This is a genomic window from Providencia sp. UF-183 (assembly GCF_058246155.1).
In genome coordinates this window covers 233,266-258,383 of the sequence record NZ_JBSICD010000004.1, presented here as the reverse complement: position 1 = coordinate 258,383, position 25,118 = coordinate 233,266, and the positions used below count along the sequence as shown (strand labels likewise).

General features: G+C 40.8%; 22 protein-coding genes and 1 pseudogene. 14 read left to right on the top strand and 9 right to left on the bottom strand.

Features of this window, described 5'->3' with window-relative positions; all coding sequences use genetic code 11:
* Positions 1 to 140: 140 nt before the first annotated feature.
* The gene (locus AC4IFT_RS05460) at positions 141 to 383 is read right to left on the bottom strand and encodes a hypothetical protein (RefSeq protein ID WP_490731056.1); all 243 of its coding nucleotides are present in this window, start codon (positions 381 to 383) and stop codon (positions 141 to 143) included.
* Positions 384 to 742: 359 nt separating this feature from the next.
* Entirely contained in the window at positions 743 to 1,306 is a 564-nt protein-coding gene (locus AC4IFT_RS05455) for a hypothetical protein (protein WP_490750788.1), read from the bottom strand.
* Positions 1,307 to 1,398: 92 nt separating this feature from the next.
* Between AC4IFT_RS05455 and AC4IFT_RS05450 the strand changes: the two are divergent.
* A pseudogene (locus AC4IFT_RS05450) lies at positions 1,399 to 1,701 on the top strand (site-specific integrase); the annotation flags it as partial.
* 107 nt (positions 1,702 to 1,808) lie between these two features.
* Here AC4IFT_RS05450 and icd read toward each other — a convergent pair.
* A complete protein-coding gene (icd, locus tag AC4IFT_RS05445) occupies positions 1,809 to 3,062 on the bottom strand; it encodes an NADP-dependent isocitrate dehydrogenase (protein ID WP_225818816.1) in 1,254 nt (417 codons plus the stop codon).
* Between the two features lie 531 nt (positions 3,063 to 3,593).
* Between icd and AC4IFT_RS05440 the strand changes: the two genes are divergently transcribed.
* From AC4IFT_RS05440 to AC4IFT_RS05400, 9 genes are all read left to right on the top strand, one after another.
* Positions 3,594 to 4,247 (top strand): hypothetical protein, encoded by a 654-nt coding sequence (locus AC4IFT_RS05440; protein WP_490750787.1) that lies wholly within the window; start codon positions 3,594 to 3,596, stop codon positions 4,245 to 4,247.
* 131 nt (positions 4,248 to 4,378) lie between these two features.
* Entirely contained in the window at positions 4,379 to 5,035 is a 657-nt protein-coding gene (gene rluE / locus AC4IFT_RS05435) for a 23S rRNA pseudouridine(2457) synthase RluE (protein WP_490750786.1), read from the top strand.
* Positions 5,028 to 5,477: an NUDIX domain-containing protein gene (locus AC4IFT_RS05430; protein ID WP_490731064.1), complete on the top strand. Its 450-nt coding sequence runs from the start codon at positions 5,028 to 5,030 to the stop codon at positions 5,475 to 5,477. Before rluE ends, AC4IFT_RS05430 begins: the two co-directional genes overlap by 8 nt.
* A gap of 135 nt (positions 5,478 to 5,612) precedes the next feature.
* Positions 5,613 to 6,716: a tRNA 2-thiouridine(34) synthase MnmA gene (gene mnmA, locus AC4IFT_RS05425; RefSeq protein ID WP_490731487.1), complete on the top strand. Its 1,104-nt coding sequence runs from the start codon at positions 5,613 to 5,615 to the stop codon at positions 6,714 to 6,716.
* Positions 6,717 to 6,718: 2 nt separating this feature from the next.
* Positions 6,719 to 7,345, top strand: coding sequence for a high frequency lysogenization protein HflD (hflD, locus tag AC4IFT_RS05420; protein ID WP_490750785.1), 627 nt, complete (start codon positions 6,719 to 6,721; stop codon positions 7,343 to 7,345).
* A gap of 17 nt (positions 7,346 to 7,362) precedes the next feature.
* A complete protein-coding gene (gene purB, locus AC4IFT_RS05415; RefSeq protein WP_490731068.1) occupies positions 7,363 to 8,733 on the top strand; it encodes an adenylosuccinate lyase in 1,371 nt (456 codons plus the stop codon).
* 238 nt (positions 8,734 to 8,971) lie between these two features.
* A complete protein-coding gene (gene phoP / locus AC4IFT_RS05410; protein ID WP_490731070.1) occupies positions 8,972 to 9,646 on the top strand; it encodes a two-component system response regulator PhoP in 675 nt (224 codons plus the stop codon).
* A 1-nt stretch (position 9,647) separates the two neighbouring features.
* Positions 9,648 to 11,105, top strand: a complete 1,458-nt coding sequence (gene phoQ / locus AC4IFT_RS05405; RefSeq protein WP_490750784.1) for a two-component system sensor histidine kinase PhoQ — start codon at positions 9,648 to 9,650, stop codon at positions 11,103 to 11,105.
* Between the two features lie 84 nt (positions 11,106 to 11,189).
* Entirely contained in the window at positions 11,190 to 12,314 is a 1,125-nt protein-coding gene (locus AC4IFT_RS05400) for a ribosomal protein uL16 3-hydroxylase (protein ID WP_490731074.1), read from the top strand.
* Positions 12,315 to 12,435: 121 nt separating this feature from the next.
* On the opposite strand, the gene pepT is transcribed toward AC4IFT_RS05400, so the two are convergent.
* Positions 12,436 to 13,671 carry a peptidase T gene (pepT, locus tag AC4IFT_RS05395; protein ID WP_490750783.1) on the bottom strand — a complete coding sequence of 412 codons (1,236 nt, stop codon included), beginning with the start codon at positions 13,669 to 13,671 and terminating at the stop codon, positions 12,436 to 12,438.
* Between the two features lie 390 nt (positions 13,672 to 14,061).
* On the opposite strand from pepT, the gene AC4IFT_RS05390 reads away from it, so the two are divergent.
* Positions 14,062 to 14,772: an SDR family oxidoreductase gene (locus tag AC4IFT_RS05390; RefSeq protein WP_490731078.1), complete on the top strand. Its 711-nt coding sequence runs from the start codon at positions 14,062 to 14,064 to the stop codon at positions 14,770 to 14,772.
* A 52-nt stretch (positions 14,773 to 14,824) separates the two neighbouring features.
* On the opposite strand, the gene cobB is transcribed toward AC4IFT_RS05390, so the two are convergent.
* The gene (cobB, locus tag AC4IFT_RS05385; RefSeq protein ID WP_490750811.1) at positions 14,825 to 15,658 is read right to left on the bottom strand and encodes a Sir2 family NAD+-dependent deacetylase; all 834 of its coding nucleotides are present in this window, start codon (positions 15,656 to 15,658) and stop codon (positions 14,825 to 14,827) included.
* 327 nt (positions 15,659 to 15,985) lie between these two features.
* Between cobB and AC4IFT_RS05380 the strand changes: the two genes are divergently transcribed.
* A complete protein-coding gene (locus AC4IFT_RS05380) occupies positions 15,986 to 16,474 on the top strand; it encodes a TIGR00645 family protein (RefSeq protein ID WP_219247404.1) in 489 nt (162 codons plus the stop codon).
* Positions 16,475 to 16,612: 138 nt separating this feature from the next.
* Entirely contained in the window at positions 16,613 to 17,158 is a 546-nt protein-coding gene (locus AC4IFT_RS05375) for a class IV adenylate cyclase (protein ID WP_490731080.1), read from the top strand.
* A gap of 61 nt (positions 17,159 to 17,219) precedes the next feature.
* Here AC4IFT_RS05375 and lolE read toward each other — a convergent pair whose 3' ends face one another.
* The 3 genes from lolE to lolC are packed head-to-tail and all read right to left on the bottom strand — an operon-like array spanning position 17,220 to position 20,363.
* A complete protein-coding gene (lolE, locus tag AC4IFT_RS05370; RefSeq protein ID WP_490731082.1) occupies positions 17,220 to 18,467 on the bottom strand; it encodes a lipoprotein-releasing ABC transporter permease subunit LolE in 1,248 nt (415 codons plus the stop codon).
* Positions 18,467 to 19,168 (bottom strand): lipoprotein-releasing ABC transporter ATP-binding protein LolD, encoded by a 702-nt coding sequence (gene lolD, locus AC4IFT_RS05365; RefSeq protein WP_490750782.1) that lies wholly within the window; start codon positions 19,166 to 19,168, stop codon positions 18,467 to 18,469. Before lolD ends, lolE begins: the two co-directional genes overlap by 1 nt.
* Positions 19,161 to 20,363: a lipoprotein-releasing ABC transporter permease subunit LolC gene (gene lolC / locus AC4IFT_RS05360; protein ID WP_490750781.1), complete on the bottom strand. Its 1,203-nt coding sequence runs from the start codon at positions 20,361 to 20,363 to the stop codon at positions 19,161 to 19,163. The genes lolD and lolC overlap by 8 nt, the downstream gene beginning before the upstream one ends.
* Before the next feature lie 276 nt (positions 20,364 to 20,639).
* On the opposite strand from lolC, the gene mfd reads away from it, so the two are divergent.
* Positions 20,640 to 24,083: a transcription-repair coupling factor gene (gene mfd, locus AC4IFT_RS05355; RefSeq protein WP_490750780.1), complete on the top strand. Its 3,444-nt coding sequence runs from the start codon at positions 20,640 to 20,642 to the stop codon at positions 24,081 to 24,083.
* 69 nt (positions 24,084 to 24,152) lie between these two features.
* Here the strand turns inward: mfd and umoD are convergent, their stop codons facing one another.
* Positions 24,153 to 24,746: a UmoD family flagellar biogenesis regulator gene (gene umoD, locus AC4IFT_RS05350; RefSeq protein WP_490731090.1), complete on the bottom strand. Its 594-nt coding sequence runs from the start codon at positions 24,744 to 24,746 to the stop codon at positions 24,153 to 24,155.
* Positions 24,747 to 25,118 lie beyond the last annotated feature (372 nt).

The following is a 25,118-nucleotide window of genomic DNA, read 5'->3' as shown; positions in this document are numbered from 1 at the left end:
TGTTTTCCTCGAAAAATGAAAAAGCCACCAGTTATTAGCTGACGGCTATAAAAATTAAATTAATCTTGAATAGTCATAACTATCTCTCTTAAATAGAAAAAGCTGCTCTAGGCAGCCTCTTAAAATGCTAAACAATATTATTAGCTAATCGAAAGCTCTACTCGTTTAGTAACACCTTTTTCATCAATAACCGCTTCTGCTTTATAGCTCTGCTTATTTTTAGCTGCATTAATGATTTCATCAAAATCAAAGCCAGCGTTTCTTAATGAGACAACAGCCTGATTTGGTAAAATACCATTAAGCATAGAGATAAAGACCACAGGAACGTTTATCTCTTCATCTAAACTACCTTCAATATATTTTTTAATTCTTAGTGTTTTCATTTGGTTTGCATCCGCTAATTTAACTTAGAAACACTATAATATTAATCAGGTCAAAATAATAGTTATCCAATCAATCTTAACATTCTCCACAATGATAAGGTAACTCTTAGCTTTGCGGGTGGATTTCAAGAGCGTCAGGGCTAATACTTGATGTTACCTTATAGTTATAAAAACTCGCTCGATAAAACGCTATTGTGTTAATAAAATATGTTGATAGCGATTTGCGATGACTATATGCGAAAAAAGGCCACGCAATGCGTAGCCATTAGAATAATTTTGGGGATATTTTGTTGTTCGAAATAGTGTGCTTGCTTAAACTTTCTTGCCGTATAGGTTTCACTTATAAGCACTGCATATCATTACACTGATGAAAGCCCTGAACCATAGACAACATCTTTATCCGTATAGAAATATAACTCTTTTAGTTTTAAATTTGGCTGCATTTTTATATCAAAAATATAGTCAATGCTATCTCCATTTTTATAGTGTTTCTCTTTCAACAGCTTATCTATCTCATATCTATCTTCATAATAGATAGCATTTAACTTTATGGGTGCATTAGCATATATAGTTGAATCTCCATTAACGCTATATGCAATCAATAATGAAATACTGCCAACAGTGACTCCTTCGTAGTCTGGTACACTAATGACATATTCTTGGTTATTAGTCGCTTCATCAAGAGAAATGAAAAGATATTTTTCCGTCTTTATTTTATTTAAATCGCTGGAGCGATATGTAATAAAAAGTGAAGGTGTGCTTGCAAACTGAATATTGTGCTTACTTAGTTCAGGCAAAATCACCTTTACATTTCCCATAGGTGGAATTCTGCTTGCTTGTTCCTGTGTTAAGTGAAGTGTTTTAACTGAGCATGCTGATAGCATAAAAAGCAAAGACAGCATTAGGGTGATTTTTTTAATCATACGATAAACCTTTGTTTGACCATATTGTGCATAACTACACATGTAACTCTGAACAAAGGTAACAGCAAGCTTTATGTTTATTTTGGCATAAAAAAGACCGTGTTCTCAGTCCGTATCTAGTCCATTACTTACGCACGACTTCTCAAGCAAATCGCGGTGACCAAGTCACTGCAAATACAATAACAACAAATTTTAAGACGACGCTAAATAAAACTGATATTGACTGAGGGGAAGGAACGCCAGCTTCATTTTATGAGCAACGTTCTTTATCGGAAAGGTTATATAGAGATCAAGGCATCGATACTAAAACATTATTGGGACATAAGAGCCAAGCAATGACCGATAAATATCATGATGACAGAGGGAAAAATTGGCAGGTTTTAGCTATAAAATAACGATTATTTTGTAGTCTGTTTTGCAGAAGAGTTTTGCAGAAGAATTTTTCTAGGCAAAATAAACGGGAGTTTTTAGGCTCCCGTTATTAATCACACCACGTAATAAATTACATGTGTGCGATCATTGCATCGCCGAATTCGCTACATTTCAGTAATTTAGCGCCTTCTAACTGACGTTCGAAATCGTAAGTTACAGTTTTAGCCGCGATTGCGCCTTCCATACCTTTAACGATTAAGTCAGCCGCTTCAGTCCAACCCATATGGCGTAACATCATTTCAGCGGAAAGGATGATAGAGCCAGGGTTTACTTTATCCTGACCTGCATATTTAGGTGCAGTACCGTGAGTTGCTTCGAACAATGCACACTCAGAACCGATGTTAGCGCCTGGTGCAATACCGATACCGCCAACTTGTGCTGCTAATGCATCAGAAATGTAGTCACCGTTTAGGTTCATACATGCGATAACATCATATTCCGCAGGGCGCAGCAGGATTTGTTGTAAGAATGCATCAGCAATCACATCTTTAACGATGATATCTTTGCCCGTTTTAGGGTTTTTAATTTTAACCCATGGACCACCGTCTAATAATTCGCCGCCGAATTCTTCTTGTGCTAATTGGTAGCCCCAATCTTTAAATGCACCTTCAGTGAATTTCATAATGTTGCCTTTATGAACTAAAGTCACTGAATCACGGCCGTTATCAATTGCATATTCAATTGCAGCACGAACTAAACGTTTTGTTCCTTCTTCTGAACATGGTTTGATACCGATACCACAATCTTGTGGGAAACGGATTTTTGTCACGCCCATTTCATCTTTCAGGAATTTAATCACTTTGTCAGCTTCTGCGCTGCCGGCTTTCCACTCAATACCTGCATAGATATCTTCTGAGTTTTCACGGAAAATAACCATATCCGTCAGTTCAGGTTGTTTAACTGGGCTTGGTGTGCCTTTGTAGTAACGTACTGGACGTAAGCAGATGTACAGGTCAAGTTGTTGACGCAGTGCAACGTTCAAAGAACGAATACCACCGCCAACTGGAGTTGTTAACGGACCTTTAATTGAAACACGGTAATCACGGATTAAATCGAGAGTTTCTTCTGGTAACCAAACATCTTTACCATAAATTTGTGTAGATTTTTCGCCAGTGTAAATTTCCATCCAAGAAATTTTGCGCTCACCGTTGTAAGCTTTCTTAACTGCCGCATCAACCACTTTTAACATTGCTGGAGTGACATCAACACCAATGCCGTCACCTTCGATATAAGGGATAATTGGGTTGTTCGGAACGTTTAGTTTGCCTTTTGCATCAATGGTAATTTTAGCGCCTTCTGCCGGAACTACTACTTTGCTTTCCATTAACCTCTCCTTTCACTTGCGTATTTTGCTTGTTAATTTTTTGTAAGAGACGTGTCAATACTACTGCAATCTGCGTCGAACGCCAATGATTACTCACCTAAGCTTTAGTCTTGATCGCATTAAACGCACTAACACGTGAATAAAAACAGAATAATTCCTTTTAAAATCATTTCGTTACTGAGAAAGATAACTTACTCATACCCTACAAATCATCGAAACCCAATAACACTACATTGACGACTTTGAAACTCAATTCACATTAATTTTATCTGGAATAACGTTAATAAACATTCGAACTGCTCACATAAATTGAGTTGCCTGTTATTTTTTATCCTTAATAAACAATAGCTTTAATTAACAAATCCTAAATTTATTACTTTTATGATTTTAATGTTTTTAATCTCTAGTGAAAGCGAACAATAAGTACATAAAACAAGCTAAGAAATAACTCCCACTAATAAATATCGCAATATTGGCAAATATAAAATGAATATAAAATCATTAATAAACAACTCATAAAAAGGTGATTATATGAAAAAACTATCTATTTTTATTGAAAAAAAGAAAAGTGAATATGCTCAACATCCTTTTTTCTTAAGGCCCATCGACCCTCAGCGCCCTACCGCTGAATCTCTAGAGTTTTTGCCTAAGATAGCCTTTTTTATTATGAGCTTTGGTGATTTAAATAAATTTATTTTGCCTTTTACTTCTCCACAAAATGCGTTAGAGGTAGCTGTTAATACACACGCACATGAAGACGAAAATCATTGGCCATGGTATCTCAGTGATTTATGCACATTGAAAATGAATAAGTCACAACCTATAACAGATACACTAGCGTGGCTATGGTCACCACAAATGGAAGCGAATCGTAAACTCACTTATCAACTCATTGAAATGCTATCAAACCAGCCTGCAAAAATTCGATTAGTCATCATTGAGTCAATTGAAGCCACAGGCAGTGTATTTTTTACTTATTTAAATGAAATTGCACAACATTCCCCTGATACGTTAGTTTATTGTGGTGATCTTCATTTTAGTCGTGAAAGCGGTCATACTATGGGTAGTGAAGTTGGGCTTATTGATACCATTCCTTTTAGTCATCAAGAATATACAATTTGCTTAGGTCTCATTGAGCGCACATTCGAAATATTTCGTGATTTTATTGATGAGATAAGCGAATAATTAATTAAAATCTGGGCCATAACGCGTTGTGGCTCATATTGCCCTATCTCCTTAGAATATTTTTTTTCGTTGATTTCGATTATACTCTAACGTTTACCTTTCTACTGGCATCACTATCTGATTAACCATAAATGAATATAACACCTAAGAAACGGGCTAAATTTGGCGCATCCCCTATAAAACAAAAACATGCCAAATCCACCAAGCATTTAGCAACTTCAGCTAGTCACCAGCCCGCGAAAGTGCGCAAAGTTATCCTATTTAATAAACCCTTTGATGTACTGCCACAATTTACCGATGAACAAGGCCGCGATACCTTAAAAAACTATATTCCCATTACGGATGTTTATGCCGCTGGTCGCCTTGATAGAGACAGCGAGGGCTTATTAATTCTAACTAATGATGGAAAATTGCAAGCGCGTTTGACACAACCCCAGAAAAAAACAGGAAAAATATACTATGCTCAAGTAGAGGGCATACCTGATGAAAACGCATTGGTTCAATTTCGCCAAGGGCTGATGTTAAATGATGGCCCTACACTTCCCGCAGGGGTAGAGTTAGTTGAGGAACCCAAATGGCTGTGGCCTCGCAACCCACCAATTAGAGAACGTAAAAACATTCCAACAAGCTGGCTTAAAATTACCTTATATGAAGGCCGCAACCGGCAAGTACGCCGCATGACGGCAAATATCGGATTTCCTACATTGCGTTTAATTCGCTATCAAATGGGCGAATTTAATTTAGGGAATTTATCAGTAGGTGAATGGATGGAGGTCAACGTTGTTTAAACCCAATGTCACTGTCGCAACAATTGTGCATGCTGAAGGCAAATTTTTGGTCGTGGAAGAATGGATCAATAACAAGCCGACTTGGAACCAACCCGCAGGGCACCTAGAGGCCAACGAAACCCTCTTACAAGCTGCTGAACGAGAATTACTTGAAGAAACGGGTATACAGGCTACGCCAACCCAATTAATTCAAATCCACCAATGGATAGCACCAGATAGTACCCAATTTATTCGTTTTTTATTTGCCGTCGAACTTGATGCTATTTGTAAAACCCACCCGCAAGATAGCGATATCGCCTGTTGTCACTGGGTCGACGCGCAAGACATTTTAGAAAGTGACTGCCTGCGCTCCCCTTTAGTCGCTGAAAGCTTACGTTGCTTTCAAACTGGAAATAATTATTCACTCGATATTCTTTCAGCTTATGGCACTCACTATCAATAACGCCCTATTGCTTGGTGAAATAGTCACCAAGCAATAATATTCTCTCTAACTCTGGTGCAACAAGGGGTCAACATGCTAAAGTATGGGGCTTGATTTTTCCGCATTGAGACTATTTCCATGTCAAATAACAGTACCATGTCAGATAACAGCCAGAAAAAAGTCATCGTCGGTATGTCCGGTGGTGTTGACTCATCCGTATCCGCCTATTTGCTCCAGCAGCAAGGGTATCAGGTGGCTGGTCTGTTTATGAAGAACTGGGAAGAAGATGACGATACGGAATATTGCTCCGCAGCAACTGACCTTGCTGATGCACAAGCTGTGTGTGACAAGCTCGGTATCGAGTTACACACCATCAACTTTGCCGCTGAATATTGGGATAATGTATTCGAACACTTTTTAACCGAATACAAAGCAGGCCGCACGCCAAACCCTGATATCCTGTGCAATAAAGAAATCAAATTTAAAGCCTTTTTAGAATTTGCCGCTGAAGATTTAGGAGCTGATTATATTGCTACTGGTCACTATGTACGCCGCCGTGATGTTGATGGAAAAAGTCAGTTACTTCGTGGTTTAGATGGCAACAAAGACCAAAGCTATTTCCTGTACACACTCAGTCATGAGCAAGTGGCAAAAAGCCTATTCCCTGTCGGTGAACTCGAAAAACCTGAAGTCCGCCGTATTGCAGAAGAAATCGGCTTAATCACCGCAAAGAAAAAAGACTCAACGGGCATTTGCTTTATTGGCGAACGTAAATTCCGTGACTTCCTAGGCCGCTACCTACCTGCTCAACCAGGCCCAATTGTCACGGTTGATGGCGAAACCATTGGTCAACACGAAGGCCTGATGTATCACACATTAGGGCAACGTAAAGGCTTAGGTATTGGCGGAACAAAAGAAGGTTCAGAAGATCCTTGGTATGTTGTTGATAAAGATGTTGAGAACAATATTTTAATTGTTGCACAAGGCCATGAGCATCCGCGTTTGATGTCTATCGGATTGATTGCGCAGCAATTAGACTGGGTTGATAGAGAAACGTTAACCAAACCATTACGCTGTGCGGTCAAAACGCGTTACCGCCAAGGGGACATCCCTTGTACAATTACGCCTATTGATGCAGAGCGAATCGAAGTCACATTTGATTACCCTGTTGCCGCGGTCACCCCAGGGCAATCTGCCGTGTTTTATATTGACGAAGTCTGCCTTGGTGGCGGCATTATTGAAGCCCGTATTCAGGAGTAGTTGTGGCGAAAAATTATTACGACATTACACTTGCCTTGGCGGGGATCTGCCAAGCAGGCGCTATGGTTCAAAAGCTGGCCCACGAAGGTACTTGCCTTGATAGCGATGCCGAAACGATGGTCAATAGCCTAACCAACATGAACCCAAACTCCACGTTAGATGTGTATGGTAATGACCCTGCAAATCTCAAAACGGGTTTAGGTGCAATGTTAGGCATGCTAACGGGGGGGAATAGTGGTTTATCCGCCGAAATGACGCGTTATATGCTGAGCATGATGGCCCTCGAACGTCGTCTAAATAAAGACGACGAAGCAATGAATAAACTTGGTCAGCGCATTGAACAATTTGAGCGTCAAGCGAGCTATTTTGAGCCACTTTCTGAAGGCGTATTCAATGCGTTAGCAGGAATTTATGTTGATGTCGTCAGCCCCGCAGGTCCAAGAATCCAAGTAACGGGCTCCCCTGACATTCTGAAAAACACCTTAGTTCAGGCTAAAGTTCGCGCAATTCTGCTTGCTGGCATTCGTTCCGCAGTACTTTGGCAGCAAGTGGGTGGAAGTCGCATCCAACTTATGTTTTCTCGCAATCGTCTGGCAAACCAGGCGAAAGAAATTTTGTCTCACCTTTAAATCTGGAGTTGCTACCAATGGAATTATCCTCACTGACCGCTGTATCCCCGATTGACGGCCGTTACGGTGATAAAGTCAGCGCTTTACGCACTATTTTTAGTGAGTTTGGCTTACTGAAATTTCGCGTGCAAGTTGAAGTTCGCTGGCTGCAAAAACTGGCTGCAACCGCTCAAATCAAAGAAGTTCCTTCATTTGATGCTGACGCAATCGCTTACTTAGATGAAATTGTCGCGAACTTCTGCGAAAAAGATGCGATGCGGATTAAAGAAATTGAACGCACAACCAACCATGATGTTAAAGCTGTTGAGTATTTTCTCAAAGAAAAAGTGGAGCATATTCCTGCGCTGCATGCCGTTTCTGAATTTATTCATTTTGCCTGTACCTCAGAAGATATCAATAATTTATCTCACGCCTTAATGCTCAAAACTGCACGCGAAGAGGTACTTTTACCTCAATGGCGTCAAATTATTGATAAAATTAAAGCAATGGCACATGAGTACCGCAACCTGCCGCTGCTCTCTCGGACTCACGGTCAACCAGCAACACCATCAACGATTGGTAAAGAATTTGCCAACGTTGCTTACCGTTTAGAGCGTCAATTCCGCCAGCTGCAACAGGTTGAAATTTTAGGTAAAATCAACGGTGCGGTTGGTAACTACAATGCGCATATGGTCGCATACCCAGAAGTAAACTGGCACGAATTCAGTGAAACTTTTGTGACTTCATTAGGTATTCAATGGAACCCATTCACCACACAAATCGAACCGCATGATTACATTGCTGAACTGTTTGATTGTGTCGCGCGTTTTAACACGATTGTGTTAGATTTCGACCGTGATATTTGGGGCTATGTCGCATTAAATCACTTTAAACAAAAAACGATTGCTGGCGAGATCGGTTCATCGACCATGCCACACAAAGTTAACCCTATCGACTTCGAAAACTCAGAAGGTAACTTAGGCTTAGCTAATGCAGTTTTAGGCCATTTGGCAAGCAAACTGCCTGTCTCCCGTTGGCAGCGTGACTTAACCGACTCTACTGTACTGCGTAACTTAGGTGTGGGTTTAGGCTATGCCTTAATTGCCTATCAATCTACCATGAAAGGCTTAAACAAGTTGGAAGTTAACGAACAGCATTTGCTGGATGAATTAGACCAAAACTGGGAAGTATTAGCTGAGCCTATTCAAACGGTTATGCGTCGTTATGGCATCGAAAAGCCCTATGAAAAGCTAAAAGAATTAACCCGTGGTAAGCGTGTTACTGCAGAAGGCATGAAACAGTTTATTGATGGTTTAGAGCTACCAGAACATGAAAAGGTACGTTTAAAAGCAATGACGCCTGCTAACTACATTGGTTACGCTGTCACTTTTATTGATGAACTAAAATAATCTCAGTTTATTTAATCAGGCGGCCAATGTGCCGCCTTTTTTTATTATCACAGCTTCTATATTAGCCATAAATACCCCAAACCCGCCTTATTGCTCGAAAAAAACCGCTTTTTTTTTGCTTTGTTTGACTTATATTTACTTAATCCCTTGTCGCGGCTGAGATCTCTTTTTACCATTGCAGTTCTAGTGCTACTATCATCTTGGCAGACACTATCTCTTTTTACTATGAGGGTTTCAGATGCGTATTCTTATCGTCGAAGACAATGCGTTACTTCGTCATCATTTAACAGTTCAACTTAAAGAGCTGGGTCACCAGGTTGATTCGGCTGAAGACGCAAAAGAAGCAGATTACTTTTTGCATGAAAGCTGCCCTGACATCGCCGTTGTCGATCTAGGCTTACCCGATGAAGATGGTCTATCAATGATCAAACGTTGGCGCAGCAATCATGTGAATATCCCCCTCTTAGTGCTGACTGCTCGCGAAAGTTGGCAAGAAAAAGTCCAAGCTTTAAATAGCGGCGCAGATGACTACGTCACCAAACCTTTTCAACTGGAAGAACTTGTGGCCCGTATGCAGGCATTAATGCGTAGAAATAGCGGGTTAGCATCACAAGTATTAGAGTTAGGTAATTTTGTTATTGACCTATCCCGTAAAGAATTTACCGTAAACGGCGAAGCCGTCAAACTCACTGCATTTGAATACACCATTATTGAAACCTTATTACGCAACAATGGCAAAGTTGTCAGCAAAGATTCCTTAATGCGCCAACTTTATCCAGACGCAGAGCTCAGAGAAAGCCATACCATTGATGTTTTAATGGGTAGATTACGTAAGAAAATTCAGCAATTTCATAATGATGAAGTTATCGTAACGGTTCGTGGCCAAGGCTACCGTTTTGATGTGAATGGTTAATATGTGGCTAAGCAAATTTAAAGTTAAACCACTTTCGTTGCGTGCTCGGTTTTTGTGCGCAACCTCGGCTGTTATTCTTGCATTAACCCTGTCCTATGGCATTGTGGCCATACTTGGCTATTTAATTAGCTTTGATAAAACAACTTACACCCTACTACGAAGCCAAAGTAACCTTATTTACAGCCTAGCTCAGTGGCAAAACAATAAAATTGACATCCGTGTTCCCCCTAATTTTACGCTGAATAACCCTACACTTGTTATTATTTATGATGAACAAGGGCAAGTATTATGGCGTCAACGCGATGTGCCCAGTGTTGAGCGGCTGATCCGTAACGATTGGCTGAAAAAAGAAGGGTTATACGAGATTGACACTGATATCCGCGAAACTCGCCAACTCCTTGATGACAATCCAGAATATAATAATAAACTGGATAAAATAGAAACTGACGATGAACCACTCACTCATTCCGTTTCCGTAAATCAATATGCTGCGGGTGAAAATCTTCCACCTTTAACCATTGTCGTCGTCGATACGCTGCCGCAAGATTTACAAAACACAGGGTTAGTATGGGAATGGTTTGGTTATGTATTACTGGCTAACCTTATTTTAGTTATTCCCTTACTATGGCTTGCTGCCTATTGGAGCTTACGTCCAATTAAATCTTTGGTTTCCCAGCTCAGCAGTCTTGAAAAAGGCGAGCGAGATACCCTTGATGAAAACCCGCCTTCTGAGCTTAGGGGCTTAGTGCGTAATTTGAATATTTTGTTAACTAACGAACGAAAGCGTTACAGCAAATACCGCACGACGTTATCTGATTTAACCCACAGCCTAAAAACTCCACTTGCCGTTTTACAATCAACTTTGCGGCTGCTACGCTCAGGCAAACAGATGAATATCGACCAAGCAGAGCCTATTATGCTAGAGCAAATTGGCCGAATCTCGCAACAAGTCGGTTATTATTTACATCGCGCATCAACACAAGGTGATGAAAACCTGATGCTTAGAGAGATTTCATCTGTTCCATCAATCTTAGACAGCTTAGCAAGCGCACTACATAAAGTTTATCAACACAAAGGGGTTTCTATTACCGTAGATATTTCCCCAGAGGTCACTTGGTTAGGTCAACCGAATGATTTTATGGAAGTGATGGGCAATATTATGGAAAATGCCTGCAAATATTGTTTAGAATTTGTGGAAGTCACCGCCATCGTTGAGCAAGACAGCCTCACATTAATTGTGGATGATGATGGCCCTGGCGTTCCTGAAAGCAAGCGTAGCCTGATTTTTGTTCGTGGGCAACGCGCAGATACACTTCGCCCCGGCCAAGGATTAGGGTTGTCAATCGCAGTCGATATCATTGATCAATATGATGGGGCTATCACCATTAGCGATAGCCCACTCGGCGGTGCACGTTTAGCCGTCACATTTCGACAGCAATCCATGATTGAAGATAGCTAATCTGTGATGTGAGTCCGTTTAGCCCCTACTTTGCAAAGCGTTTCAGGTATACTATTTAAGAAGTTTTTTACTAGGGACAATAAGATGGATTATACACTCAATCTTGACTGGCAGAGTTTTCTCGACAGTCATTGGCAGAAGCGCCCACTGCTTATCAAAAAAGGGTTCGCGCGTTTTATTGATCCTATCTCACCAGACGAACTTGCTGGTTTGGCGATGGAAGATGAGGTTGATAGCCGTTTAGTCAGCCATAAAGAGGGAATTTGGCAAGTAGCCCATGGCCCATTTGAAAGCTATGATCACCTCGGTGAAGAGAACTGGTCTGTGTTGGTGCAAGCTGTGGACCATTGGCATCATCCAAGTGCAGCCTTAATGAAGCCATTTCGCGTATTATCCGACTGGCGTATGGATGACTTGATGATTTCTTATTCCGTACCTGGTGGCGGTGTTGGTCCTCACCTTGACCAATACGACGTATTTATCATTCAAGGAGAAGGCCGTCGCCGTTGGCGTGTTGGGGAAAAGATCCCAATGAAACAGCATTGCCCTCACCCTGATCTTCTGCAAGTACAACCTTTTGACGCCATCATTGATGAAGAGATGGAACCCGGTGATATCCTGTATATCCCACCGGGGTTCCCACACGAAGGCTATGCTATTGAGCCCTCATTAAACTATTCTGTTGGCTTCCGCGCGCCGAATACTCGTGAACTCATGAGCAGCTTTGCTGACCATTTAATTTCGAATGATTTAGGCAGCTATCGCTACAGCGATCCTGATTTATCGTTCCGTGATAACCCTGCTGAGATATTACAGGGCGAGCAAATCAAACTGCGTGAAATGATGGAGTCACTGATTAACGACCCTGATTTGTTCCGCAAATGGTTAGGTGAGTTTATTTCTCAATCTCGTCATGAATTAGATATTGCACCACCTGAGCCGCCTTATGAGCACGATGAAATATATGACTTGCTGAAAACGCAGGAAGAGACCTTATATAAACTCAATGGGCTCAGGGCATTACGTGTTGGCGATCAGTTCTTTGTAAACGGTGAATGCTTAGAAACCACCTGCTATGAAGCGGCTGATAGCCTGTGCCGTTATGACTCCGTTAACTGCCAAACTCTGGGTGATGCTATTGATGATGTCAATTTCATTGCACTGATGACTGCTTTAGTGAATAACGGTTACTGGTACTTTGATGATTAAATCACAAGTTTAACGTTATTTATTATTCAAAAGCTCATCATACTGATGAGCTTTTTTAATATTAAGCCACAAAAAACGCCCAGAAATGATGTACTGAGCGTATTTTTACCCGATTTAAATATTATTGCTGTTTTGCATGAATAGCAGTCAGTTCTGCAATCCGTATAATAACATCTACTGCCTGTTCCATACCTTCTTGAGTAATAAATTCATGTTTACTATGAAAATTATACCCACCGGTGAAAATATTTGGACAAGGCAAACCACGATGCGACAACTGAGCGCCATCTGTTCCGCCACGAATGGGTTGAACAATAGGCTCAATACCACAATCAATCATGGCCTGTTTAGCTAATTCAACAACATGTGGATACTTCATCACTTCTCTATGCATGTTGTAGTATGTATCGTCTAATGTCAGCTCGATATAGCAACTTGGGTGCAGGTTTTCCCCTACCTTTTCAGCAATACGAATAATATTTTTCTTTCTTGCTTCAAAACTGGCGAGATCAAAATCACGAATAATATAGTTTATTTCCGCTTTCTCAACCGTCCCTTTAATCGATGTTAAATGATAAAAGCCTTCATACCCTTCTGTATTTTCAGGTATTTCGTCCGCAGGTAACATGGAGTGAATACGATTAGCTAAATTGAGTGCATTGACCATCACCCCTTTTGCCGTGCCGGGATGAGTATTGTTACCCACAATTTTTATCCCAACATTTGCCGCATTAAAGTTTTCATACTCTAATTCACCCACACCACCACCATCAACGGTGTAAGCCCATAATGCATCAAACTGTTTAAAATCAATATGACGAGCACCACGGCCAATTTCTTCATCGGGTGTAAACGCTATACACACTTTGCCATGAGGGACATTATTGCCTTTTAAACGCACGAGAGCCGTAATTATTTCAGCAATCCCCGCTTTATCATCTGCTCCTAGTAACGTTTTACCGTCAGTCATGATCAATGTTTTGCTAATCATTTCATGCAGTACAGGGAACATGACTGGTGATAAAACTTCGTCACCAATACCTAGTGCAATATCACCACCTCGGTAGTTCTCTAAGACTTGAGGGCAAACATTTTTACCCGAAAAATCAGGTGCTGTGTCTAAATGAGAAATAAATCCAATCGTAGGAACATCCCAATCAACGTTTGATGGCAAAGAGGCCATCAAGCAACCTTGGTCGGTTAATGTCACCTGTTCAAATCCTAATTCATTGAGTTCTTTGGCTAGTGCGCGGGCAAATTTTAGCTGGCCTGTGCTGCTAGGTACTGTTTTTGCATTCGGTTTTGATTGTGTATCAAAAGCAGTATATTCAAAAAACCGCTCCAAGAGTTTGTCCATACCCATCCCCCTAAAATATCAATAACTATATTATGGGAAAGATCACAGATTCAATTATTGTTTCAAATCAGCTTTGCGGTTATTGCTGATGCTTTTTTATGATAATTCGTAAATTATATTTAATTCACGTGTTTTATTTTTTACAACGGTTGGCATTTTATTCACAAAAGTACTCATAAATAATAAGGGTAATACCCTATGAGTATTATTTAGTCGAAAATGATTTATTTGTTTCTTACCTAAAGTGTCAAATTAAGTTAACTGTTAATCAACAACTGCATTATTAACCAATAATTTTTTAAACAACTGTGCTATACAAGGTAAATAATTATTTACTTGGCATTTAGCAAATAAATAACATCAATTTATTTCTGAGTAATTAAGGATATTATGTCAAATACTTGTTTAATTTATGGTGTTAGTAAAGGATTAGGTAAGGCGCTCGTTGAAGGTGTACCTAGTCCTAACGACATTATTTATGGCGTTTCACGCTCCAAACCACCATTCGAGCAGGCCAACTTTCATTGGATCCCCGCAGATTTAAGCGATAATCAGTCCGCTAACATAATTAAAGATACTATTAAGCAGCAGCCCATCAATACCTTAATTTATAATGTTGGAATCTGGGAAAAACTCGCGTTTAGTGATGAATACCAGTTTGAAACAAGCGATGATATTGAAATACTGAATATGATCCAAACCAATATCAGTGCTTGCTTGCTCAATTTGAAAGCATTACTACCCAATTTGCGATTAGCAAAAAATAGCAAAATTATTTTAATTGGCTCTACATGGGGGCTAGATAACCATAAAGGTAAAGAAGTCACCTTTTCAGCGACAAAATATGCCCTTAGAGGCATTGTTCAGTCATTAAGGGAAACCTTAAGAGAAGATAAAATTGCTATTTCGATACTAAACCTCGGTTATTTGGCAACTGAATATCCGTTATCTTTGCCTGTAGATGATGTGATTGAACAAAGTGGAGGCCAATTAATTCCACTACAGGATGTGGTTAATGCTGTTCGTTTTATACTCAGCACCAGTAATGCAACCTGTGTGAAAGAAATTACAATGCCTGCCATGATGGATGAAAACGTTTAACTTAGGCTTACAGAAAAGCAATTAAAAAGGGAAACCCTCGTTTCCCTTATTTTTATTGTGCGGTGTCTTTAACCTGCAATTCCATGATCAACTGATTGATATATTCCACCACCACCAGACTTGCCAACCCATAATGTTTTTCATCAAACTCACTTTCGACTTGGCTTGGCTCTAGGTTCAGCTCAACCGTATGCGCACCATGTAATTTCGCTTCATGAACAAAACCCGCAGCTGGATAGACATGCCCAGAAGTACCGATAGAAATAAAAATTGTCGCACTTTCAAGGGATTGGTAAATATAATCCATACCAATGGGCATTTCACCAAACCAGACGATATGTGGCCTTAGCGGCTGTGGAAATTGACAGCAATGGCAACGATCTTCTGTGGTCAAATCCCCTTTCCATTCCAAAACTTGGTTGGACCAATTACAACGCACTTTTAATAATTCGCCATGCATATGAACAATGCGTTTGCTTCCCGCCCTTTCATGCAAATTATCAATATTTTGTGTGATCAATAAAAAGCGATCACCCAGTAACTCTTCCAGTTGTGCTAACGCAAAGTGTGCTGCGTTGGGTTTGATATTTTCCTGCTGAAGTTGTTTGCGCCTTTCATTATAAAAACGCTGTACGAGTTGAGGGTTTCGCTCAAAACCTTCTGGAGTAGCAACATCCTCAACACGGTGTTCCTCCCACAACCCATCCGCTGAGCGGAATGTTTGAATGCCTGACTCAGCTGAAATACCTGCACCCGTTAATACGACAATATTCACTTTTTTCATATCGTTAAGTCTGTTATCTATATAAAAAGACCGGTTGCGGAGCCGCTGCCGACGTACACACTTATTTTTACGCGCTTTTTTTAGTCTATGACGATATCGCAACATCAAAAACTTCCCTTCATCCATGCAACCAATGCATAACAATCTAGACAGTAAATTGAAAACTGCCCCTGTTAATACACGACTTTTCTATATTATTTAAATATTAATACACTAGAGCGCATCACACTGATGAATGCAAATAAAAATATCGAGGGTATCGATTTTGTCACCTTTTTATCATAAATATTTCATCATTTTCTCATGATTGAGCCACAAAAATCGCACAACTGTAAAACAATAAAAAAACCTTTCTTGATGATGCCTCATGCAGTTAAGATATGCACCGCAGATTTACTGCGGTATTAATTCATCACTTAAAGGGGTTTCATGGAAAAGTTTTTCGAAAGAGCAATGTATGCTTCACGTTGGATCTTAGCGCCTATTTATTTTGGGCTTTCACTGACACTATTAGCTTTAACGATTAAGTTCTTCCAAGAACTCTACCATATTTTACCGAATATCTTGTCCATTCCTGAAGCTGACTTGATCCTCACGCTGCTCTCATTGATTGATATGGCGCTAGTCGGTGGCCTATTGGTCATGGTGATGTTTTCTGGCTATGAAAACTTTGTTTCTCAAATGGATATTCCTGATAGCAGCGAGAAACTAGGCTGGTTAGGCAAGATGGATGCCTCTTCCCTAAAAAATAAAGTTGCCGCTTCAATTGTGGCGATTTCATCTATTCATTTGCTTAAAATCTTTATGGATTTAAAAAGTGTCGAAAATGACAAACTCATGTGGTACGTCATTATTCATCTCACCTTTGTACTCTCTGCCTTTGTCATGGGCTACTTAGATAAGATGACAAAAAAATAATTCAAACTGTTGTTGTGCCTATTTTTCATGTGAAGAGTAGGCGCCTTCTCATTTTTATCACACCTTTAACGCGATGCCATTCTCCCTGTTATGCTACGATTACCCTAAATAATATGACGGCATAATAAGGAAGTTGATATGAGCGAACATTTCGTGGGTAAATATGAAGCAGAAATTAAGTTTCGTTTAACAGATCACGCTGTATTCCTACAAAAAATCAAAGCTGACCACGCTGAACCGTTTACTGAAAATAATTCAGAAACAGATTACTTCTATGAAAACACTAACCTTCCCCTTTCAAACAATAATATTAGTATGTGTGTTCGTGAAATGGTGCCATCTGGCATCAAACTGTGGATAGTCAAAGGCCCTTCTTCTTCAGAATGCAAAGCCATTAATATTGATGACTGCCAACATGTGCAAAATATGTTAGTGACTTTAGGTTATTATTGTCATTTAACAACGACAAAAATCCGCAGTATTTATTTTCTCGGGGATGTCCACATAACAGTTGACCACCTTGATGGCATCGGTTGGTTTGCTGAATTTGCCATTATGACGGATGATGAAAGCTTACTTGGGCACTACTATCAAAGATTAATGTCTGTAGCTAAAGGGTATGGTTTTACAGAAGAAATGATTGAAAAACGCAGCTATAAACAGATGTTTTTAGAAAAAGAATAAGAAAAAATGCCAACGTACCTTACACCTTAGTGAAATAGATACGCTGGCATTGATACTAAAACTACTGACCACTTAAAATACGAGCGGGGTCTAATTTACTGGCTCGACGAGCTGGATACCAACTAGCCAGCAAGCTCAAAATAACGGTTGTGATTAATACATAAACCACATCCATAATGTGAAGTTCAGACGGTAAGAAGTCAATAAAATACACATCCCCTGAAAGAATTGGATGACCTAAAACAGCCTCTAACCCTTTAATAATGGTCGTTAAATTAACAGAGACCAATACGCCAAGTACGACACCAATCAGGGAACCAACTAAACCGCCGAGTAAACCGTACCATAAAAAAATGGCACGAATTTGCCTGTCCTTCGCACCAAGAGTCCGCAGTACAGCAATATCACTGCTTTTATCTTTAACCGCCATGACCAGCGTTGATACAATATTAAAACATGCAACGCCGATAACCAAAATCATCGCTAAGTACATGATACTACGCACCATTTGAATATCATTGTACATATAGCCATAATCGCCAATCCAGCTTTTTACAATGACATGGTGCATGGTTTTTAAACCTGCATCGTAGACGACCTTATCGGCCTCAAAAGGATCTGTCGCTTTAATTTCAAAACCACTTATGCCATCGCCGTAATCTAAATATTGCTGTGCGTCTGCTAATGGCACTAGTGCCAATTGGTGGTCAAGTAAACCACTGAGTTTAAAAATCCCCTCGACTTGTACACGAATACGTTTAGGCTGTTGGATCTTTAAACTTTCATCGGTGTTGGGGATCATGATTGTCACCCAATCCCCTTGTTTCACATTCAACGCATCAGCCACGCCTTGCCCTAAAATAATCGATTGATTACCTGCTGCAAAATTTTTCCAAGCATCATTTAAGACAAATTGCGGCAAGGCACTGACTTGTGACTGCGTTTCAGGAGATACACCCATTACTTGAATAGCTTTTAAGTTTGCACCGCGTTCAAGCAGCCCCGTAAAATTCACATATGGGCTAACACCTTCAACTCCGGGCGTTTTGCGGATCACTTGCTCAGCAAAGTCCCAATCTTTATAAGGTGGTTTTACCGCGTAGATTTGCCCGTGAGGGACAACGGACAATACGCGATTGTTCAGCTCACGTTCAAAACCATTCATGGCGCTTAGGCCTATAATCAGTACTGCAACACCGAGCACAATCCCCAGCGTCGAGACAATCGACACTAAAGACACCATACCTGTACGTCGGCGCCCTCGGCTAAACCGCAGCGCAGCTAAGAGCGTAAGTGGCAATTTAGACATCACCGAGCCCCCAACGTGATTTCCTGCTGTAAATGACCATCACGCATTTCCAACTGGCGTGATAAACGACGCGCCAATGTCATGTCATGGGTAACCACTAAAAATGCGGTGCGTTGTGTACGATTTAATTCACCCAATAACTCAAAAATCGCATCCGCATTGCGTAAATCAAGGTTCCCCGTCGGTTCATCCGCCAGCACAAGCGCAGGTTCATTCACCAATGCTCTTGCAATCGCAACACGTTGACGCTCCCCACCCGATAACTCAGAAGGACGATGATCTGCCCGATGTTCTAACCCCACTGCTTCCAGCATTTCTTTCGCCTTAGCGAATGCAGATTCTTTTGCCATAGCACCTATCAACAGAGGCATCGCGACGTTCTCAAGTGCCGTAAAATCAGGCAGAAGGTGATGAAACTGATAAATAAAACCTAAATCTTTATTACGGATAGCCGCACGCTCATCAGATGAAAGCTGGTTAATATGCTGACCGCGGAAAATAACATTGCCTTCCGATGGTGTATCTAAACCACCCAATAAATGCAATAACGTACTTTTTCCTGACCCCGAGCTACCGACAATCGCCATCATTTCCCCTTGCCCCATGGAGAAACTGACATTTTTCAACACTTGCGTCGACAAAGAACCTTCTTGATAGGTTTTGCTTAAATGTTCGCAGACAAGAAGTGGTTGTTTATTCATAACGTAAAGCCTCGGCAGGTTGAACTGCGGCTGCGCGCCAAGAAGGATACAGCGTCGCAAGCAGTGAAATAAGCATCGCAGAAACTGCAATAATTAAAATACCTGAATAATCAAGTACAATGGGCAAAGAAACCCCTTTGGGTAATAACCCAATTAACGGCATAATCACATTAAGCTGACTTGATAAAAGCGTGCCTAAAACCGTACCAATCAACGTACCAATAATACCTGCTCCCGCACCTTGGATCATAAAAATCGCCAAAATACGCCAGCGCTTTAAACCGAGGGTTTTTAAAATCGCCACTTCGCCCTGTTTTTCCATCACTAATAAAGAAAGGGAGGTGATAATATTAAAGGCAGCAACCGCAATGATTAAGCTCAATAGCAAGCCCATCATATTTTTTTCCATACGAACAGCTTGGAAAAACTCCCCTTTACGCTCACGCCAATCCGTCCACACAAGTCCCTCAGGCAAAATTTGCTTGCTGAGCGTATCCACTTGTAATGGCTCATTTAAATATAAGCGCCAACCCGTAATGTTTCCCACAGGATAGCGCAGCATTCTTGCGGCATCTTGAGCAGAAACAATTAGCTCACTCGTATCCGCTTCGCCGTTGGTTTGAAAAATACCTGCAACCGTAAATAAACGCTGGCTTGGAATACGCCCCATTGGAGTCAACTGGCTAACGCCTGGAATAATTAAACGAACATCATCACCACGCTTCACACCCAATGTATCTGCAAGTTTGTTACCCAAAAAGACATTATAACTCCCTTCTTTGAGGTCGCTTCGACTGCCACTAATGAGTTTATCCAGCAACAATGAATCCGCATCAGGTTCGATGCCCGCCATAACCCCCACGCCAACATTCGTACGGCTTTGCAATACCACATCAGATTGAACAATGGGCGCAATACGACTTACACCTTGCAGGTGCTGTAAGTCAGACATAGGGTGTTTTGATGGGTCGATATTACCGGATGGTGACGTTAAAATAGCCTGCGGCATATAGGCAAGTATGCTATCTTGTAGTGATCGCTCGAAACCATTCATCACTGATGTCACAGTAATTAAAGCTGTAACACCGAGAGTGATACCAATAGCCGATAAACTGGAAACAAAGCGCCCAAATTTATCCGCTGCGCGTCCACGCAAATAACGTAGACCTATAAATAATGAGACAGATTGGTGCATGAAATCTTTAATGCCCCTGTTGCCAAAGCGAAGTGTTCAGCGATAATAAAGGGTACGATTGATGAATGGAACCACTCAACGGTTTTTTTTCTTCTTTCATTTCTTTTTTGTTTGAATTTCGGACAAATTACTGACAAAAACAGGTTGTTTTACGGTTCGTTTTGCTGTTTAACTGTCTGTTAATTTATTTAAGTATGAATCATATAAAGGCTGTCTATTATTGTTCTGACGCTTGTTTAACTGCTAACTAATCGCTGTGAGATACCAAAGATTTCTATGTCCTCAAAATTTCGTTATGAACTCCCTAGTCGTAGTGGCGATGTTCGCCATTTAGGTTGCCTCATCGGGGCTGCTGGTGCACTTGAATGTGGAGAAATGATACAACGTCATCAAGGGCCCGTTGTGATTGTGACGCGAGATATGCAAAATGCATTACGCTTACGTGATGAAATCCAACAATTCACACATTACCCTATTGAGACACTTTCTGATTGGGAAACATTACCCTACGATAATTTCTCCCCACATCAAGAAATCATTTCTCATCGTTTATCAACACTTTACCGTTTACCCACTTTGCAAAAAGGCGCACTGATCCTCCCTGTAAATACCTTAATGCAAAAAGTGTGTCCACCTGACTTCTTAACGGGCCACGCACTCGTTATGGCAAAAGGTGACAAACTGTCACGTGACAATTTACGTGATGAGTTAGACAAAGCGGGTTATCGCCATGTGGAACAAGTATTAGAGCACGGCGAATATGCAACTCGGGGCGCTCTTCTTGATTTGTTCCCAATGGGCAGCTCACTCCCCTTTCGCATTGATTTCTTTGATGATGAAATTGACAGCTTACGCACGTTTGATGTCGATACCCAAAGGACATTAGAAGAAGTCGCGAGTATCAATTTATTGCCAGCTCACGAATTTCCAACAGACAAAGACGCGATTGAACGTTTTCGTAGCCAATGGCGTGAGCGCTTTGAAGTACGCCGCGACCCTGAACACATTTATCAACAAGTCAGCAAGAATACCCTACCGACAGGGATTGAGTATTGGCAGCCATTATTTTTTGCCCAGCCACTGCCGTCATTGTTCGACTATTTACCACCTTCAAGCCTGATTGTTTCACAACATCTACAAGAAGCCGCAGAGCGTTTCCAAATTGACACTCAACAGCGTTATGAAAGCCGCGGTGTTGACCCTATGCGCCCCCTGCTTCCTCCTGCGGATTTATGGCTGACCGTTGAACAACTTAACCAAAATTTAAAACAATGGCCGCGTATTCAACTTTCATCTGAAACGCTACCTAAAAAAGCAGCAAATACCAATTTAGATTATTTGCCGCTACCTGATATCAGCACTCAAGGGCAAAGCAAGACGCCATTAGAAAAGCTGCGCCAGTTTAGTGAGCAATTCGATGGCACGCTCGTTTTTTCTGTGGAAAGTGAAGGCCGCCGTGAAACGGTAACGGAGTTATTAGCACGGTTAAAAATACGCCCTGAAATTATTGAAAGCTATACAAGTCCAGTCACCTCACGCTTCGCGATTACTATTGGTGCAGCAGAACGCGGTTTTATCCAATCAGATGCTAATAAAGCATTAATTTGTGAAAGTGACCTACTAGGCGAACGTGTTGTTCGTCGCCGTACAGATAACCGCCGCACGATCAATACGGACACCTTAATTCGCAATCTCGCAGAACTGCGTCCGGGGCAACCTGTCGTTCATATTGAACACGGTGTGGGCCGCTACCAGGGTTTAATTACACTTGAGGCGGGTGGGATTAAAGCTGAGTATTTAATTCTGACCTATGCAGGAAATGACAAGCTATACGTGCCAGTTTCCTCACTGCATTTAATTAGCCGTTATGCAGGTGGTGCTGACGAAAATGCACCGCTACATAAACTGGGTAGTGACAGTTGGGGGCGAGCTCGCCAAAAAGCGGCCGAAAAGGTGCGTGATGTTGCAGCCGAACTGCTTGATATTTATGCACAACGCGCAGCCAAAGCTGGTTTTGCTTTCAAGCATGATAAACAGCAATACCAAGAATTTTGCCAAGGCTTCCCTTTTGAAACGACACCAGACCAAGAAATGGCGATTAATGCGGTATTGAGTGACATGTGCCAGCCATTGGCGATGGATAGGCTTGTTTGTGGTGATGTTGGTTTTGGTAAAACTGAAGTGGCGATGCGAGCTGCATTCCTTGCTATCAATAATAATAAGCAAGTCGCAGTGTTAGTTCCAACCACCCTTCTTGCTCAGCAACACTATGATAATTTTAGAGATAGGTTTGCAAACTGGCCCGTTCGTATCGAAATGCTTTCTCGCTTTAAAACGGCAAAAGAGCAACAACAAATTATCGCTGATGCCGCAGATGGCAAAGTGGATATCTTGATTGGTACACACAAATTATTGCAAAGCGATATTGTCTGGAAAGATTTGGGCCTGTTGGTTGTCGATGAAGAGCATCGATTTGGCGTTCGTCATAAGGAACGTATTAAAGCGATGCGGGCTGATGTCGATATTTTAACACTAACTGCAACACCTATACCTCGAACATTAAATATGGCGATGAGTGGCATGCGGGATTTATCGATTATTGCAACACCACCTGCACGTCGCTTAGCAGTAAAAACCTTTGTTCGTCAATATGATGAACTCGTCGTTCGTGAAGCGATTTTGCGTGAAACCTTACGGGGTGGACAAGTTTATTATTTGTACAATGATGTAGAAAATATCGAAAAAGCCAAGGCACGGCTCGAAACGTTAGTCCCTGAAGCGCGGTTTGTCGTGGGGCATGGTCAAATGCGTGAACGCGAGTTAGAGCGAGTCATGACAGACTTCCACCATCAACGGTTCAACGTTTTAATTTGCACCACCATAATTGAAACCGGTATCGATATCCCGACCGCTAACACGATTATTATTGAGCGTGCTGACCACTTCGGTTTAGCGCAATTACATCAATTACGAGGCCGTGTCGGCCGTTCTCATCACCAAGCTTATGCTTATTTACTGACCCCTCATCCGAAGGCAATGACTACTGATGCACAGAAACGCCTTGAGGCGATTTCATCTTTAGAGGATTTAGGGGCAGGCTTTGCACTTGCCACACACGATCTTGAAATTCGCGGTGCAGGTGAACTCCTTGGAGAAGATCAAAGTGGGCAAATGACCACAATCGGCTTCACGCTGTATATGGAGCTCTTGGAAAGTGCGGTTGATGCCTTAAAAGAGGGGCGAGAGCCATCATTAGAAGACTTAACTAGCCAGCAAACAGAAGTTGAGTTGCGAATGCCTGTCTTGCTGCCAGATGATTATATTCACGATGTTAATATGCGCCTTTCATTTTATAAGCGTATTGCAAGTGCAAAAGACAGCCAAGAGCTGAATGAATTGCGTACAGAACTGATTGACCGCTTTGGTAGTTTACCTGATGCAGGGAAATTCCTACTTACCTCAGCAGCTATTCGCCTACAAGCGCAATCTTTAGGTGTGAAACGTATCGAAGCGCATGAAAATGGCGGTTTTATTGAATTTGGTGAGAAAAATAAAGTTGATCCAAGTTTCTTAATTAGCCTGCTACAAAACCAACCTAAAACCTATCGTTTAGACGGTCCTGTACGCTTGAAATTCTTCCATGACTTATCTGACAGAGTGACTCGTCTAGATTTTATCAAGCAGTTACTCGCTGATTTTGAAGAACATCTGCTTGCCTAACCCTCTTTAAATCAACTAAAAAAGGCTATCATTAGATAGCCTTTTTGCTTTCGGAACACCACGTTAATTTTATTCAAAAAAACCTAACGCATTTTTATTTTGTTGTAATTCCAACACGTTTGATGTGCTTGATAATGGCAACTCATTTTGATGCAAGCAATAAAATGGTAAAAGTTCTTTAACATCACTACGTACTGTTTCGCAGATAGAATTTGAAGAGGGTAAATCCAAACGCCCGTCATCATTTAATGGAATAAAAATCGAGGGGGCATAAGATGTTCTAACCTTACCAATAGTTTTACCTATCTGATAAACCACATCATAACCCACCACCACCAGTTCCATTTTTTGTGTGTTCACACAGATTTTATTACGGTCGTCAAATAAGGAAGGAAAGCCTTTACCTTGCAGAGCTTCAATCATAAAAATCATCTTGCATTCGTTTTGGGCTGGGTGAAAACGAGATAACGACTGCTGATTAAACGACCCAAGAACACCGGTTAATGTACAATTTTCGTACTCGACAAGGCGATTTTCTTTTATTGGTTCAACTGAGAGCACTGTAGCTAATTTAATTTCAGGCTCTTTGACCAACACTGATACAGCAAAAACAACAAGGCAAACCGCGACTGCCGCCAACAACAGCTTAAATTTTAGCTTCACCGCATTCACCTTTTTTTAATATCCATATAGATATTGTAACTATAGAACTGGATAATTCGATAATTACGTACCTAAATATCGTTTTTTTAGAATTATCCTAACTTCAAACAAATATACTATGATAAATTCTTTATTTATGTATACATTATAAATGCTAACTACCTAGTTGTGAGCACTCAAATTCACTGTAAACCCTAATAAAAAAATTCATATATCAACAAACTAAAATGAATTTATCAAAACATTGCAATTTTAACGTTATATAAAAAAATAATAACAAATTAATTTAATGGTATTTAATTAAATTAATACATTTTAAATAATACTTAATACAAATTAATATGCTATACAATCATCAACTATGATACTTGT

Excerpts from the sequence above, each read along its gene's own strand:
- pepT (WP_490750783.1), bottom strand. The coding sequence starts at position 13,671 with ATGGACAAACTCTTGGAGCGGTTTTTTGAATATACTGCTTTTGATACA.
- AC4IFT_RS05440 (WP_490750787.1), top strand. The coding sequence starts at position 3,594 with ATGAAAAAACTATCTATTTTTATTGAAAAAAAGAAAAGTGAATATGCT.
- phoQ (WP_490750784.1), top strand. The coding sequence starts at position 9,648 with ATGTGGCTAAGCAAATTTAAAGTTAAACCACTTTCGTTGCGTGCTCGG.
- AC4IFT_RS05455 (WP_490750788.1), bottom strand. The coding sequence starts at position 1,306 with ATGATTAAAAAAATCACCCTAATGCTGTCTTTGCTTTTTATGCTATCA.
- lolC (WP_490750781.1), bottom strand. The coding sequence starts at position 20,363 with ATGCACCAATCTGTCTCATTATTTATAGGTCTACGTTATTTGCGTGGA.
- AC4IFT_RS05380 (WP_219247404.1), top strand. The coding sequence starts at position 15,986 with ATGGAAAAGTTTTTCGAAAGAGCAATGTATGCTTCACGTTGGATCTTA.
- mfd (WP_490750780.1), top strand. The coding sequence starts at position 20,640 with ATGTCCTCAAAATTTCGTTATGAACTCCCTAGTCGTAGTGGCGATGTT.
- AC4IFT_RS05400 (WP_490731074.1), top strand. The coding sequence starts at position 11,190 with ATGGATTATACACTCAATCTTGACTGGCAGAGTTTTCTCGACAGTCAT.
- lolD (WP_490750782.1), bottom strand. The coding sequence starts at position 19,168 with ATGAATAAACAACCACTTCTTGTCTGCGAACATTTAAGCAAAACCTAT.
- lolE (WP_490731082.1), bottom strand. The coding sequence starts at position 18,467 with ATGTCTAAATTGCCACTTACGCTCTTAGCTGCGCTGCGGTTTAGCCGA.
- AC4IFT_RS05460 (WP_490731056.1), bottom strand. The coding sequence starts at position 383 with ATGAAAACACTAAGAATTAAAAAATATATTGAAGGTAGTTTAGATGAA.
- mnmA (WP_490731487.1), top strand. The coding sequence starts at position 5,613 with ATGTCAGATAACAGCCAGAAAAAAGTCATCGTCGGTATGTCCGGTGGT.
- purB (WP_490731068.1), top strand. The coding sequence starts at position 7,363 with ATGGAATTATCCTCACTGACCGCTGTATCCCCGATTGACGGCCGTTAC.
- AC4IFT_RS05375 (WP_490731080.1), top strand. The coding sequence starts at position 16,613 with ATGAGCGAACATTTCGTGGGTAAATATGAAGCAGAAATTAAGTTTCGT.
- phoP (WP_490731070.1), top strand. The coding sequence starts at position 8,972 with ATGCGTATTCTTATCGTCGAAGACAATGCGTTACTTCGTCATCATTTA.
- AC4IFT_RS05390 (WP_490731078.1), top strand. The coding sequence starts at position 14,062 with ATGTCAAATACTTGTTTAATTTATGGTGTTAGTAAAGGATTAGGTAAG.
- icd (WP_225818816.1), bottom strand. The coding sequence starts at position 3,062 with ATGGAAAGCAAAGTAGTAGTTCCGGCAGAAGGCGCTAAAATTACCATT.
- rluE (WP_490750786.1), top strand. The coding sequence starts at position 4,379 with ATGAATATAACACCTAAGAAACGGGCTAAATTTGGCGCATCCCCTATA.